At 40.1% G+C, this 13,404-nt stretch carries 13 protein-coding genes; 10 read left to right on the forward strand and 3 right to left on the reverse strand.

Annotation, left to right across the window (positions count from 1 at the left end):
* From HMPREF2867_RS03700 to HMPREF2867_RS03710, 3 genes are all read left to right on the forward strand, one after another.
* Positions 1–546 (forward strand): ECF-type riboflavin transporter substrate-binding protein, encoded by a 546-nt coding sequence (locus tag HMPREF2867_RS03700; RefSeq protein WP_002889953.1) that lies wholly within the window; start codon positions 1–3, stop codon positions 544–546.
* 65 nt (positions 547–611) lie between these two features.
* Positions 612–2,288 (forward strand): ABC transporter ATP-binding protein, encoded by a 1,677-nt coding sequence (locus HMPREF2867_RS03705; RefSeq protein WP_070575905.1) that lies wholly within the window; start codon positions 612–614, stop codon positions 2,286–2,288.
* Entirely contained in the window at positions 2,281–3,111 is an 831-nt protein-coding gene (locus HMPREF2867_RS03710; protein ID WP_070575908.1) for an energy-coupling factor transporter transmembrane component T family protein, read from the forward strand. Before HMPREF2867_RS03705 ends, HMPREF2867_RS03710 begins: the two co-directional genes overlap by 8 nt.
* An 89-nt stretch (positions 3,112–3,200) precedes the next feature.
* Here HMPREF2867_RS03710 and HMPREF2867_RS03715 read toward each other — a convergent pair whose 3' ends face one another.
* The 3 genes from HMPREF2867_RS03715 to rsmG all read right to left on the reverse strand — a co-directional run bounded on the left by HMPREF2867_RS03715 (position 3,201) and on the right by rsmG (position 6,058).
* On the reverse strand, positions 3,201–3,872 hold the full coding sequence (locus tag HMPREF2867_RS03715; protein ID WP_070575911.1) for a potassium channel family protein: 672 nt from the start codon (positions 3,870–3,872) through the stop codon (positions 3,201–3,203).
* Positions 3,873–3,911: 39 nt separating this feature from the next.
* Positions 3,912–5,276, reverse strand: coding sequence for a TrkH family potassium uptake protein (locus HMPREF2867_RS03720; protein WP_080611560.1), 1,365 nt, complete (start codon positions 5,274–5,276; stop codon positions 3,912–3,914).
* 68 nt (positions 5,277–5,344) lie between these two features.
* Positions 5,345–6,058: a 16S rRNA (guanine(527)-N(7))-methyltransferase RsmG gene (gene rsmG, locus HMPREF2867_RS03725; RefSeq protein WP_048673867.1), complete on the reverse strand. Its 714-nt coding sequence runs from the start codon at positions 6,056–6,058 to the stop codon at positions 5,345–5,347.
* Between the two features lie 298 nt (positions 6,059–6,356).
* Between rsmG and HMPREF2867_RS03730 the strand changes: the two genes are divergently transcribed.
* From HMPREF2867_RS03730 to der, 7 genes are all read left to right on the forward strand, one after another.
* Positions 6,357–6,893: a DUF177 domain-containing protein gene (locus HMPREF2867_RS03730; RefSeq protein WP_037600313.1), complete on the forward strand. Its 537-nt coding sequence runs from the start codon at positions 6,357–6,359 to the stop codon at positions 6,891–6,893.
* A gap of 154 nt (positions 6,894–7,047) precedes the next feature.
* Positions 7,048–7,737 (forward strand): response regulator transcription factor, encoded by a 690-nt coding sequence (locus HMPREF2867_RS03735; protein WP_002883757.1) that lies wholly within the window; start codon positions 7,048–7,050, stop codon positions 7,735–7,737.
* Positions 7,734–9,263, forward strand: a complete 1,530-nt coding sequence (locus HMPREF2867_RS03740) for a HAMP domain-containing sensor histidine kinase (RefSeq protein WP_014633896.1) — start codon at positions 7,734–7,736, stop codon at positions 9,261–9,263. The genes HMPREF2867_RS03735 and HMPREF2867_RS03740 overlap by 4 nt, the downstream gene beginning before the upstream one ends.
* Positions 9,264–9,384: 121 nt before the next feature.
* The gene (nrdR, locus tag HMPREF2867_RS03745; protein ID WP_002883820.1) at positions 9,385–9,864 is read left to right on the forward strand and encodes a transcriptional regulator NrdR; all 480 of its coding nucleotides are present in this window, start codon (positions 9,385–9,387) and stop codon (positions 9,862–9,864) included.
* Positions 9,861–11,036, forward strand: coding sequence for a DnaD domain protein (locus tag HMPREF2867_RS03750; RefSeq protein WP_014633897.1), 1,176 nt, complete (start codon positions 9,861–9,863; stop codon positions 11,034–11,036). Before nrdR ends, HMPREF2867_RS03750 begins: the two co-directional genes overlap by 4 nt.
* A 3-nt stretch (positions 11,037–11,039) precedes the next feature.
* Positions 11,040–11,942 carry a primosomal protein DnaI gene (dnaI, locus tag HMPREF2867_RS03755; protein ID WP_002883792.1) on the forward strand — a complete coding sequence of 301 codons (903 nt, stop codon included), beginning with the start codon at positions 11,040–11,042 and terminating at the stop codon, positions 11,940–11,942.
* Positions 11,943–12,046: 104 nt separating this feature from the next.
* Entirely contained in the window at positions 12,047–13,357 is a 1,311-nt protein-coding gene (gene der, locus HMPREF2867_RS03760; protein ID WP_002886596.1) for a ribosome biogenesis GTPase Der, read from the forward strand.
* The last annotated feature ends 47 nt before the right edge of the window (positions 13,358–13,404 follow it).

Raw genomic sequence — 13,404 nt, forward strand, 5'->3', positions numbered from 1 at the left:
ATGAAAAATAATTCAATTCGTACAGTAGTTGCGACAGGTATTGGTGCAGCACTCTTTATTATCATTGGTATGTTTGTTAATATTCCTATTTTTGGGAATACCAGCATCCAACTTCAGTATGCTGTTCAAGCCCTATTCTCAGTGATTTTTGGGCCTATTACAGGTTTCTTTATGGGCTTTATTGGGCATGCGCTTAAAGATGGTATTCAATACGGAAATATCTCATGGGCTTGGGTGTTTGCAAGTGCCATTACAGGTCTTGTAATTGGTCTATTCAACAAAAAATATGATGTGACAACTGGCAAGTTTTCTTTGATGAGTATGATTTGGTTTAACCTAGCACAAGCATTGGCCCTCCTTATTGCCTATGGTATCGTTACCCCTATTGGTGATAGACTCCAATTCGCACAAGCCTGGTCATATCTTTATGCACAAAGTTTTGTAGCTGGCGTAGCTAACTTTATTACAATTGCAATCGGAGGAACCCTCCTTCTTGCAATCTATGCTGGCTCACGTACACAATCTGGTAGTCTTACCAAAGACTAGCATGAATCATAGGAGAGTGGGACTGTCAGTTTGCTTTGATACCTCCTCTCTTTTTTAGTAGAAACATGGATAAATACATTAGTTTTAATCAGTTTACATTTCAATATGATGCACAAGCAGAAGCGACTCTTAAAGATATCAGCTTTGATATTGTCAAAGGCGAGAAAGTGCTCATTTTAGGCCCTTCTGGTAGCGGAAAGTCTACCCTGGCTCAGTGTCTCAATGGTATCATACCTAATATCCATAAAGGCCAGGCACAAGGCCAGGTAAGGATAGCTGGACAGAATATTTTCAAGCAATCTATCTATGATAAGTCACAGTTAGTATCTACGGTATTGCAGGATCCAGATGGTCAGTTTATTGGCTTAACAGTAGCCGAGGATTTGGCTTTTGCCTTGGAAAATGATTGTGCTAAACAAAGTGAGATGAAGGATAAGGTAGCTCTCTGGGCTGAACGTCTAGACTTGACTTCTCTTTTGAATCACCGCCCTCAAGACTTATCAGGTGGCCAAAAACAACGAGTTAGTTTGGCTGGAGTCTTGATTGATGAGAGTCCTATTCTTTTATTTGATGAGCCTCTAGCAAATTTAGATCCTAAATCAGGACAGGAAACCATTGACCTCATTGATAAAATCCACAAAGAGGTGGGAGCTACAACAATTATTATTGAGCATCGTCTAGAAGATGTTCTTTATCGTCCTGTTGACCGGATTTTACTGGTCAATGATGGTACCCTCCTCTTTAACGGTAACCCAGATGAGCTTTTATCAAGTACTCTCTTACTGGAAAATGGGATTCGCGAACCTCTATATGTGACGGTTTTACGTCAGTTGGGATTCGACACAAGAGATGCACAAAATCTTAGTCAATTGGATGCTTTAGACTTATCTGACCTTGTTCTACCAGATAGAGTTTTGAAAGATAAAAGAGACAGTTCAAGTGATTCTATTTTGAAGGTTGAGGGGCTTAGCGTTTCCTATGGGGATAATCCAGCGATTATAGAGGATATGTCTTTTAGCTTGAAAAAAGGTGAGCGACTAGCGATTATCGGTAAAAATGGGGCTGGAAAGTCGACGCTTGCCAAAGCTCTATGCGGTTTTGTCCCTAGTCAAGGGAAATTAACTTACAAGGGTCAGGATATCAGTCAGGATAGCATCGCCGAGCGTTCAGAGCGTATAGGCTTTGTTTTGCAAAACCCTAATCAGATGATTAGCCAAACTATGATTTTTGATGAAGTGGCTCTTGGTTTGCGCTTGCGAGGGATTGAAGAAACTGAGGTTGAAGAGCGTGTTCATGAGGTCTTGAAGACTTGTGGCCTCTATAGTTTTCGTAAATGGCCTATTTCTGCGCTTTCCTTTGGTCAGAAAAAGCGTGTGACCATTGCGTCTATCTTGGTCTTGAAACCTGAAATCATTATTTTGGATGAGCCAACGGCTGGTCAAGATTACAAGACTTACACAGATATCATGAATTTCTTGGACAGTCTTCAGAAGCAAGGCCATACCATTGTGATGATTACCCATGACATGCAGCTCATGTTGGAATATAGTGATCGTTGTCTCGTTGTGGTTGAGGGGAAAATCATTGCAGACGACAATCCTGTTACAATTCTTAATCAGAAGGATTTACTTGAGTCAGCTAATCTCAAGCAGACATCTCTTTATACTTTGGGTCAGAAATTGTCAAGTGATCCAGTAGAAGTAACCCAGTATTATATCGAAAAAGGAGGCCCTAATGTCTAATCGTTTAATTGGTTATCAGTCAGGTCAAGGTTTCCTCTATGATTTGTCTGGGGCAAGTAAGATGCTTTTCTTTATCTTGGTTTCAGTTGCTTGTATGGCAACCTATGACCCACGTTTTATTCTAGCAGTAGGCTTACTTTCTATTTATCTCTTTTATTTGGTCAAGATTCGTTGGCGAGATATTTCTTTCGTTGTTAAGATTATTGGATCGATTGCTCTCTTTAATTTACTTATGGTCTACCTTTTCGCACCTGGTTATGGTGAAGAAATTTACGGGGCTAAGACAGTTATTATTGAAGGTTGGGGGCGTTTCTATCTAACCAGTCAGGAGCTTTTTTACCTTGCAAATCTATTGCTCAAGTATTTTTCAACGGTCCCTCTTGCCATTCTATTTCTCATGACTACTCATCCGAGTCAGTTTGCGGCTAGCCTGAATCAAATTGGGGTTCCTTATAAATTTGCCTATTCCGTGAGTTTAACCTTGCGTTATATTCCAGATGTTCAAGAAGAATTCTTTACGATTCGTAAGGCTCAGGAGGCTCGTGGTTTGGATTTGTCGCAAAAGGCGGGATTGGTCAAACGCATTCGTGGGAATCTCCAAATTGTTCTCCCTCTGATTTTTTCTTCCCTCGAACGTATTGATACCATATCGACAGCTATGGAATTACGACGATTTGGTCGCTACAAAAAACGTACATGGTATGTGCATAAATCTTTGATAAAACAAGATTACCTTGTCATCGTGTCAGCTATTCTTTTATTGGGAATTAGTATAGGATTAATCTTCCTCAATCATGGTCGTTTTTACAATCCATGGGGATAATATTCTTTCCTTTTAGCAAAAGTATGCAAATAAGCACAACTAAAAACGTTCCCGTCTTGTCCAGATGAACGAGATTGGAACGTTTTTTGTTATTTCAAATAGCCTAAATAATCAAATTTTTCTAGTGTCCGATTGTCGGCGACAACTAGGATGATTCCTTCGTCAGGTAGTTTCTTACTTGGGTCAAAGTGAGTGTTTAACTTGCCATTTTGCTCATCTCTAAAACCAATAACGTTGACGTTATAATTTTGTCTTAGATTTAATGTATGCAAAGACTTTCCAGCCCATTCTTTTGGAATTTTAAGTTCAATTAAAGCCACGTCGTCCTCTAAATGAAAAACATTTGAAATGTTATAACGAAGGATGTTTGAAGCCAAGTCTTTTGCTGTGCTACGCTCAGGAGTGATGACCCAGTTGGCCCCCATTCCGTAAAGGACTTCCTCATAATTGTTATTCGTAGCTTTAGCAATAATATTTGTAATGCCAAGTTTTTTACATTGCAGGAGCGCCAGTGCAGAAGATTCTAGGTGTTCTCCAGTTGCGATAATGACCGTATCGCAAGTATCAATACCAGCAGAACGTAGAAAGTCAATGTCAGTAATGTCACCAACAGCGGCCTTAGTCACCTGGTCAGCAAGGGAATTAATTGTTGTAGAGTTATTATCTAAGGCAATAACGTCTTGTCCAAAAGAGGAGAGTTCGGTTGCAATGGTTTGTCCAAAGATTCCCAAACCGAGGACCCCAATAATTTGTGTTTTCATATAAAATCCTTTCAGAATATTGTCAATGAATAAAATTGTTTAGCCAACTGAAATATCAGTTGGGGCATAAGAGACATGCTTTTCTTTTTTGGTCATCAAGCTCAAGAGAACAGTGATAGGTCCAACACGGCCAATGAACATCAGAGACATGATAACGAGTCGTCCTAGAGTATTTAGATTAGGGGTCAAATCCATTGAAACACCAACGGTAGCAATGGCTGACACACTCTCAAAAAGTAGGCCTAGGGGCGATAGCGTAGGATTAGTCTCCAGCAAAATAACATAGCCGACAAAGAGCATTGTTAGGAAAAAGAGTATAACTGTGAATGCTTGTAAAACAGTCTTATTAGATATAATACGATTTCGAAAAACAACGCTCGAGTTACCAGATAGCTCTGACTTAAAAAGCAGGAACATGATAGTGGCAGTTGTCACCTTGATACCACCCGCAGTTCCTCCAGGACCACCCCCAATAATCATTTGAATCATAAAAAGAAGATTTGTGGAGAAATCGGCATTGGTATAGGAAATAGTTGCAAAGCCAGCGGTACGCATGGTTACAGTCTGAAAGAAACTTACCAGAAGTTGTTGCCAGACATTGAGAGTACCGATTGTCTTAGAGTTATCCATTTCCAGTAACCAAGCAAGTAGTGTTCCTCCTAAGAGGAGACAGCCTGTACTTATAAGAACAAGACGGCTTTGATTGCTGAAAGGTCTACAAGCTAATTTCCAATTCCTTGGACGATCTTTAATATAACGTCGCAATAGTTGAATCAAATCAATCCAAACTGCAAATCCCAAACTTCCAGACATAATGAGAAAAGCTACAGCAAGGTTAATGGTTGGATTGGTTGCATAATCCTGTAAACTGTTAGATCCTAAGTTGTCAAATCCAGCATTACAAAAGGCAGAGACAGCTAGAAAGAGACTATTAAAAATGCCATGACCAAGTCCAAAACGAGGAATGAAATCAGTCATAATCACAAGTGCTGCCAAAACTTCAATAGAAAAAGTAATTTTATAGACCTTAAAAAGATAAGCTTTCAAATCTTTTTGGTTATCCCTGCTAAGTGCGGATTGAAGGAGATCTTGATCACTCAGTCCTAATTTATTTTTCAGGGTATAGGTGCTAAAGGCTATAAGAGAGACGAGCCCAAGTCCTCCCGTCTGCATGAGAAGCATAGAGAAAATTTGACCGAGACCATTGTATGCCTTACTGACCGGGACAACAGAAAGTCCAGTTACACAGACCATTGACACAGTATTGAAGAGATGATCCAGGTAGCTTGTTTCTGGACTATTAGCATAGTGGCTTATGGGAAGGCTAAGTAAAATACTTCCCACTATAATGACAAAGACAAAGCTGAGCACCAGCTTTTGCGTGACAGAAAGACGATTAATCAATGAAAACCTCCAAGTTATCATAAGAGTAAATAATAATCCAAGGAGTAAGACACCTCCTTGGATAAACGTTATAGCGGCTTCTTGTTAGGAATTCCAGCACGACGTGGGTATTTATTTGGGGTTTCTTTTTTCTTATCGACAATAGTGACATTACGTCCATCCCCATTTGGCAGTCTGTAGTTCTCGTTGAGAATAGGCTTGGCAAAAAGCGAGTTCAAGGCATTTTTAGCATCGGCTAACTCTTCATCAGCTGCTGCAGCTTTAAGTGCAATAAGTTGTCCACCAACCTTCAAGAAAGGAATAGTCAATTCTGAGAGAACCTGCATGCGTGCGACGGCACGGGCAGTAACAATATCAAACTGAGCACGGAAGGCCTTGTCTTGTCCAAAATCCTCTGCACGTCCATGATAGAAGTGAACACCGCTGAGCTCAAGTTCATCAGCCAAGAGATTGAGGAAATTGATGCGTTTATTAAGAGAGTCGATGATAGTCACATCAAGCTCAGGGCAAAGGATTTTCATAGGGAGACTTGGAAATCCAGCTCCAGCTCCGATATCCAGAAGTCGAATACTTTGATTTTTAATATGCCCTTGAAGCACAGGAGCTAGGGAATCGTAGAAATGTTTGAGGTAGACCTCGTCTCTTTCTGTGATTGCAGTAAGGTTGATCTTTTCGTTCCATTCTACCAAAAGCTCAAAGTAGCGTTGGAATTGGTCTTTTTGTTTTTGGCTGAGATCGAACCCCAGTTCTTTCAGAGCCTTGTAAAAATCTTCAGGTGTCATTATATATTCCTTTTATCTAGTTTCAATGCTCTTATTTTACCATAATTAAGAGCTTTCATCTAACTCTATAGGACAGATGGAAACTGGGTCTGATTAAGTTTCTTATTAGCTTTGAAAAAAGTTCTAAGTTTAAGAAATATGTAATATTAAAGGTGTTATTTTTTCTTAAAAATTTGATATAATACTAATTAAGTCTAAAATCATAATCATGCTCTCTAATGAAAAGTAAATGTAGGGGATTATGGTCTTGTGGATTGAAAATAGATCCCTATGGGGAAATTTAATTTGAGGATTAAGAATGATTTATCTTTCAGAAGTTAGAAAGTCTCCAGAGGGGCTCGCCTTTACCGAAGCACCTTCTTTGTTGGAGTCTATTAAAGAACGCTATGATCAAGTTTTAAATCTTGAACAGATTCAAGCAAGTGGTCAGGTAGCCTATGATAATGGCTTGTACCTTTTGGACTATCAACTTAGCTATGATATTACCTTGCCATCTAGCCGTTCACTTGAACCTGTGACACTTAGCTTTAACTATCCGGTTTCAGAAACCTTTATACAAGAGGCAGATGCAGCTCTTCAAAAGGAATTAGTCGAAGAAAATCTAGTTCTTATCTTGGATGGGGATACCATTAATCTTGATGAGAGTATTCTAGATAATATTCTTCTTAATATTCCTTTGAGAGTATTAACACCTGAGGAAGAATCAGGACAAATTTCGCTCTCAGGTAATGACTGGGAAGTCTTGTCAGAAGAGGATTTTGCCGCACTTCAACAGGAGAAAAAAGAGGCAAGTAATCCCTTTGCCCAATTGAACGGTCTATTTGACGAAAATTAATTCAAAAAACAAACTAAAAATGTTTGACAATTTTAAAAATCTGTATTATTATATCATTAGAAGTTAATTTTCGGATTTATTTATAGGGTAAATCTACAGACTTTTTAAGGGAAATAGAAGTCAAAAAATTTTAAGAAAGTGGTAAATACTTATTATGAGCAAACGCATTTTGATTGTTGAAGATGAGAAAAACCTTGCTCGTTTTGTCTCTCTTGAACTTCAACACGAAGGATACGACGTTGTGACAGCAGACAACGGACGCGAAGGACTTGAAATGGCACTCGAGAAAGATTTCGATCTTATTCTCTTGGACCTTATGTTGCCTGAGATGGACGGTTTTGAAGTAACACGTCGTCTCCAACAAGAAAAAGATACTTATATTATGATGATGACAGCTCGCGATTCAATCATGGACATTGTTGCTGGTTTGGACCGCGGTGCTGATGACTATATTGTAAAACCATTTGCGATTGAAGAATTGTTGGCACGTATCCGTGCAACCTTCCGTCGCCAAGATATCGAAGCTGCTAAGAATGCACCAGCCAAAGCATCAACTTATCGTGATTTGAAATTGGATGTTCAAAACCGTACAGTTGTTCGTGGTGATGAAGCAATTCCATTGACAAAACGTGAGTTTGATTTGTTGAACACACTTTTGAGCAATATGAACCAAGTGATGACCCGTGAGGAACTCTTGCTTCAAGTTTGGAAATATGATGACGCCATCGAAACAAACGTGGTAGATGTTTATATTCGTTACTTGCGTGGAAAAATCGACGTTCCAGGTAAGGAATCATATATTCAAACAGTACGAGGAATGGGTTACGTTATCCGTGAAAAATGAGTAAATTACAAGATAAATTATTTGGTAAAGTAACCATTAGAAAAAAGTTGACCATGACAACTGCTGTGGTCTTCTTTCTTGTATTGTCGATGTTCACTCTGGTTGTTATTTTCTCAGCCAATACACTACTTTTACAACGTGAACGTCAAAATGTAAACACTACAATCTCAAAAGTTGTTACTTATATAGAAAAGGACTGGGACTCCGACGAAGAGTTGAGTCCAGAACCGCTTTTAGCTGCCCTTTATTCGCCTAAAAATATCTATGCATCGATCATTAATGGTGTGCTTTCCGAAAAGCACTCTTTGGATGGTCAGGTTGCGATTTCTAATAAATTATATTCTAACCAATCTGTTTTTGTTTATGACAAAAAGGGAACGTTTATCTTTACTTCTGAGGAGAACACAGACTCGCCTCCAGGTATGTCCGAGGTAAACAAATTGAAGTCAGTTTCCTATAAAGGGAAGCGTGGTTTCTTGCTGCAAGTTCCAATCTACGGTAAAGATAAAAAGACCATCGTTGGTTATGCCCAAATCTTCCATGATTTGGAATTCTATTATGCTCTGAAAGAGCGTTTAATTTTCTTATTGATTTTCCTAGAAGTGGGGATGACGGTCCTAGTTATCGCAGCGACTGTAGTTGTCTTGACATCTATTCTTCGTCCGATGAGACAGTTGCACGAAACGATGGGAGTTATCACCGATTCGCCAAGTGATTTGGAACTTCGTTCTAAGATTGAAAGTCACGATGAAATTGGTGATTTGGCGGTTAACTTTAACCGTATGATGGATAAAATCCAAGAAAATAATCAGATGCAGATGCGTTTCTTGAGTGACGTCAGTCATGAATTGCGTACACCGATTGCGGTTATCAAGGGGCATATGGACCTCTTGCAACGTTGGGGTAAAAATGACCCTGAGATTCTTGAGGAAAGTCTTGAGGCTGCCAGTCACGAGGCCAACCGTATGACGATTATGATTAATGACATGTTGGATTCTATCCGTGTCAAAGGGTCATTTGAAAATCACAGAAACGATACTTGTGATTTGAATTCTTCAATCCGTACGGTTATTGGTAACTTCCGTGTCTTGCATGAAGATTACCAATTCTATCTCAATGATTTCGAGAGTTCAGAGCGCCCTGCACAGATTTACAGCCAACACTTTGAACAGGCGATTACGATTTTGATTGATAATGCGGTCAAGTATTCTCCTGTTAACAAGGAAATCCAGGTTACAATTAAGGCTCTGGAAGATGAAATGTTGGTGCAAGTGCAAGATAATGGTGAAGGGATCTCTAAAGAAGATATTGAGCATATCTTTGAGCGCTTCTACCGTTCAGATAAGGCACGTAATCGTACAACAACGCAATCTGGTGTTGGTATTGGTTTGTCAATTCTTTACCAAATTGTGGAAGCTTATCGCTGCCGTATCGATGTTAGTTCTGAACTTGGTGTTGGAACACGTTTCGACCTTTACATTCCATTTGCAGATGGAGAAACGACGACACCTCAACTTGAGCTTTAAATCAATTTATAAGAGACTTAGAGTGATTCTTGGTCATGAGCACGCCTCGTTTAGGGCGTGCTTTTTATGTGTTTTTATGGTAAAATAGAGTACCGAATTTCAAAGATTGGTGGTGAAGTGCATGCGTTGTCCAAAATGTCAACACAATAAATCTAGTGTTATCGATAGTCGTCAGGCAGAGGATGGGAATACCATTCGTCGGCGTCGTGAGTGTGATTCTTGTCATGCTCGTTTTACAACATTTGAGCGTGTGGAAGAAGTTCCACTTTTGGTTGTCAAAAAAGACGGTACTCGTGAACAATTCTCTCGCGATAAGATTTTCAATGGTATCTTGATGAGTGCTCAGAAGCGTCCGGTTTCTAGTGAGGATATCGAAAATGCCATCACCCGTATTGAGCAAAACATTCGCCGTAACCATGATGGAGAGGTTGATAGTGATGTCATTGGGAATTTAGTGATGAAAGAACTCGCTGACCTTGATGAGATTACTTATGTACGTTTTGCCAGTGTCTACCGTTCTTTCAAAGATGTTGATGAGATTGAAGAGTTGCTTCAAGAAATCACCAAGACTGTACGTGCGAAAAAAGAGTCTAAAAAATGAGACCTATTGAAGAATTTGTCTATGTTGGCAATCAGGTTATCGTTCCCGATCAGGCAAGTTTGATGCGTTGCTATTATCCCATTATTGGAGGTGAGGGATACGCTCTTTACCAGTATTTCGTGGCTTTTTATGACAATGGTAATCACCGCCATAAGTTTGCGGCTATTCTGAATCACCTTAACTTTGGAATGCAACCCCTTCAGGAAGCACTGGCGGTTCTGACAGCAGTAGATCTCTTGGCCTTTTACCAGTCACCTCAAGGGTTTTATGTTATAGAGCTTAAGTCTCCCTTATCAATTGAGCAGTTTCTAAAACATGCCGTTTATAGTTCACTTCTCGAGCAAAAGATTAGTGAACCAGCAGTAGACGCTTTGAAACCGGCAGGTCTACAAGGCTTGCAAGATTTATCTAAACGTTTTTCGGATGTCTTTACCGATGAGCGTTTGGCTCAAAAGTCTGTGTCTGAAATCAAGCCCAAAAATTCATTTGATTTAAGCAGTTTCAGGAATCGTATGCAGGCTGACGGACTTGTATTTACAGATGAAAAGACAGATGTGCCAGAAATCTATAAATTGTCTGAAACTCATGGCATGAATTGGTATGACACCTATCTATTAGCGAAAAAGACAGCCGTGAACCACCAGATTATTGTCAAGCGTATGCAGGTGCAATTAGAGCAGGCCCAAGCTCAAACATTGGGTGGTGATTCTGCTTTGACGGAGACGGAGAAAAAGATTCTTAAAGCGGTTAGGTCCGAAAAGCCTATAGATTACTTGCAAAGTGCTAAAGGCCCAAGCGGGACTGTGACTAATTCTGAGAAGCAGATTCTCACGGATTTGGCACAAAGAGGCTTTATGGATGAGGTCATTAACCTCATGGTTGCCTATAGTTTGGGACGGACACGTTCAACGAATGTGAACCGAGAGTATATCTCTAAACTTGCCAACGATTTTGCCTTTAAGAAGATTATCACTGCAGAACAAGGGCTTTTAGCCTTGCGTAGTGGTTACGATAAGAAATCACAGCAAGCAAAAGCTGAATCTAAGAAGAAAACAAATGTGCCAAGCTGGAGTAATCCTGATTACGATAATCAGACCAGTCAGGCTGATCAGGCCAAGTTGGACGAGATTAGACGTCGGGCTTTGGCCAAACTAGAAAAAGGAAAGGAGTAGCCTATGGAAAGAGTTGGACAAACCCTAAATCGAACGGGACATCATGGGTCTGGCAATGCAACAGATTTAACTAAGCAAATCTTGGCGGATCCGAGAGTGGCTAGCTTTATTCAAGAGCATAGTCTAAGCCAGGATGAAATTAAGCGTAGTCTACCTAAGTTTAATCAATTCCTAGTGGAATGCCGTAAGGTCAAAGAAGGTGATGCCTCTTATATTGCTAAAGGGTATGAGCCGATTCTGACCATGAATGAGGGCTACGCTGACGTAACCTATAAGGAAACGCGTCAACTTAAAGAGCAACAAGAACAGCAGGCTATTGCTAAACGGATTAATTTGGTGAGTCTGCCTCAGTCATATCGTAAGATTACCTTTGCGGACATTGCTCTAGATGATGTGGCTCGTGTTGATACTTTTGAGAGTCTTGTGGATTTTGTGGCGAATTACCCTAGTCCAGACCAGAAAGGCCTTTATATCTACGGAGACATGGGGGTTGGAAAATCCTTCATGTTGGCTGCTATGGCTCATGAACTTTCAGAGACCAAGAAGGTTGCTACGACCATTATTCATTACCCATCATTTACTATTGATGTAAAAAATGGAATCAAGGATGGTTCAGTCAAGGAACAAATTGATGCTGTCAAACAGGCGGAAGTTTTGGTTCTAGATGATATCGGTGCAGAACAATTCTCTTCTTGGATTAGAGATGATGTTTTGCAAGTTATCCTCCAGCATCGTATGATTGAGGAGCTGCCTACCTTCTTTACGTCTAACTATAGTTTTGCGGATCTAGAAGCGAAGCTATCCAATGGACGTCAAGGAGATGAGACTTGGCAGGCCAAACGTGTGATGGAGCGTATTCGTTTTCTTGCCAAAGAGGTTCACTTGAAGGGTGTTAATCGCCGTTAAGTTGAATCTATTAATAATAAAGAATAAGAGAGTTTGCTTTCCTTGGTGGAAGTAAGACTGCTAAATGAAGAAAGGAATCCCTATTTAATCAGGGACTTAAACATATGACATTACCTACAGTTGCTATCGTGGGTCGCCCAAACGTTGGGAAATCGACCCTATTTAACCGAATTGCGGGTGAACGTATCTCTATCGTCGAAGACGTTGAAGGGGTAACACGTGACCGTATTTATACCTCTGCTGAATGGCTTAACCGTCAGTTTAGCTTAATTGATACAGGTGGTATTGATGATGTTGATGCACCATTTATGGAACAAATTAAGCACCAAGCTGACATTGCCATGACTGAAGCTGACGTTATTGTCTTTGTCGTTTCAGGTAAGGAAGGCGTGACAGATGCGGACGAGTACGTTGCTCGTATTCTCTATAAGACCAACAAGCCTGTTATCTTGGCGGTAAATAAAGTGGATAACCCTGAGATGCGTGCAGATATCTATGATTTTTATTCTCTTGGACTTGGTGATCCTTATCCAGTTTCATCTGTTCACGGTATCGGTACAGGGGATGTTCTCGATGCTATCGTTGAAAACCTCCCAACAGAAGTTGAAGAAGAAAATCCAGATATCATTCGTTTTAGTTTGATTGGACGTCCAAACGTCGGAAAATCAAGCTTGATTAACGCCATTTTGGGTGAGGACCGAGTGATTGCCAGCCCGATTGCTGGTACTACTCGAGATGCCATTGATACAAACTTTGTGGACAGTGAAGGTCAAGAGTATACCATGATTGACACCGCTGGTATGCGTAAATCTGGTAAGGTTTATGAAAACACAGAAAAATACTCTGTCATGCGTTCAATGCGTGCCATTGACCGTTCTGATATCGTCCTTATGGTTATCAATGCCGAAGAAGGTATCCGTGAGTATGATAAGCGTATTGCTGGTTTTGCCCATGAAGCTGGTAAAGGGATTATCATCGTAGTTAACAAATGGGATACGATTAAGAAAGACAATCATACCGTTGCTAACTGGGAAGCAGATATCCGTGATCAGTTCCAATTTTTGAGCTATGCACCAATTATCTTTGTATCGGCTGAGACGAAACAACGTCTTAACAAGTTGCCAGAGATGATTAAACGCATCAGTGAGAGTCAGAACCGTCGTATTTCATCAGCTGTTTTGAATGATGTTATCATGGATGCCATTGCCATCAACCCAACACCAACTGACAAAGGAAAACGCCTTAAGATTTTCTACGGCACACAAGTTTCGGTTAAACCACCAACATTTGTTATCTTTGTCAATGAAGAAGAGCTTATGCACTTCTCATACATGCGTTTCTTGGAAAATCAAATTCGTCAAGCCTTTGGTTTTGAGGGAACACCAATTCATTTGATTGCTCGTAAACGTAAATAAAAAAGAGACCAACCAGAATAGAATCTTTATGGGTTGGTCTTTTATCA

Origin of the sequence: Streptococcus sp. HMSC064H09 (genome assembly GCF_001812625.1) — a bacterium.
Taxonomy (GTDB): domain Bacteria; phylum Bacillota; class Bacilli; order Lactobacillales; family Streptococcaceae; genus Streptococcus.

Excerpts from the sequence above, each read along its gene's own strand:
- HMPREF2867_RS03700 (WP_002889953.1), top strand. The coding sequence starts at position 1 with ATGAAAAATAATTCAATTCGTACAGTAGTTGCGACAGGTATTGGTGCA.
- HMPREF2867_RS03705 (WP_070575905.1), top strand. The coding sequence starts at position 612 with ATGGATAAATACATTAGTTTTAATCAGTTTACATTTCAATATGATGCA.
- HMPREF2867_RS03710 (WP_070575908.1), top strand. The coding sequence starts at position 2,281 with ATGTCTAATCGTTTAATTGGTTATCAGTCAGGTCAAGGTTTCCTCTAT.
- HMPREF2867_RS03715 (WP_070575911.1), bottom strand. The coding sequence starts at position 3,872 with ATGAAAACACAAATTATTGGGGTCCTCGGTTTGGGAATCTTTGGACAA.
- rsmG (WP_048673867.1), bottom strand. The coding sequence starts at position 6,058 with ATGACACCTGAAGATTTTTACAAGGCTCTGAAAGAACTGGGGTTCGAT.
- HMPREF2867_RS03730 (WP_037600313.1), top strand. The coding sequence starts at position 6,357 with ATGATTTATCTTTCAGAAGTTAGAAAGTCTCCAGAGGGGCTCGCCTTT.
- HMPREF2867_RS03735 (WP_002883757.1), top strand. The coding sequence starts at position 7,048 with ATGAGCAAACGCATTTTGATTGTTGAAGATGAGAAAAACCTTGCTCGT.
- HMPREF2867_RS03740 (WP_014633896.1), top strand. The coding sequence starts at position 7,734 with ATGAGTAAATTACAAGATAAATTATTTGGTAAAGTAACCATTAGAAAA.
- nrdR (WP_002883820.1), top strand. The coding sequence starts at position 9,385 with ATGCGTTGTCCAAAATGTCAACACAATAAATCTAGTGTTATCGATAGT.
- HMPREF2867_RS03750 (WP_014633897.1), top strand. The coding sequence starts at position 9,861 with ATGAGACCTATTGAAGAATTTGTCTATGTTGGCAATCAGGTTATCGTT.
- dnaI (WP_002883792.1), top strand. The coding sequence starts at position 11,040 with ATGGAAAGAGTTGGACAAACCCTAAATCGAACGGGACATCATGGGTCT.
- der (WP_002886596.1), top strand. The coding sequence starts at position 12,047 with ATGACATTACCTACAGTTGCTATCGTGGGTCGCCCAAACGTTGGGAAA.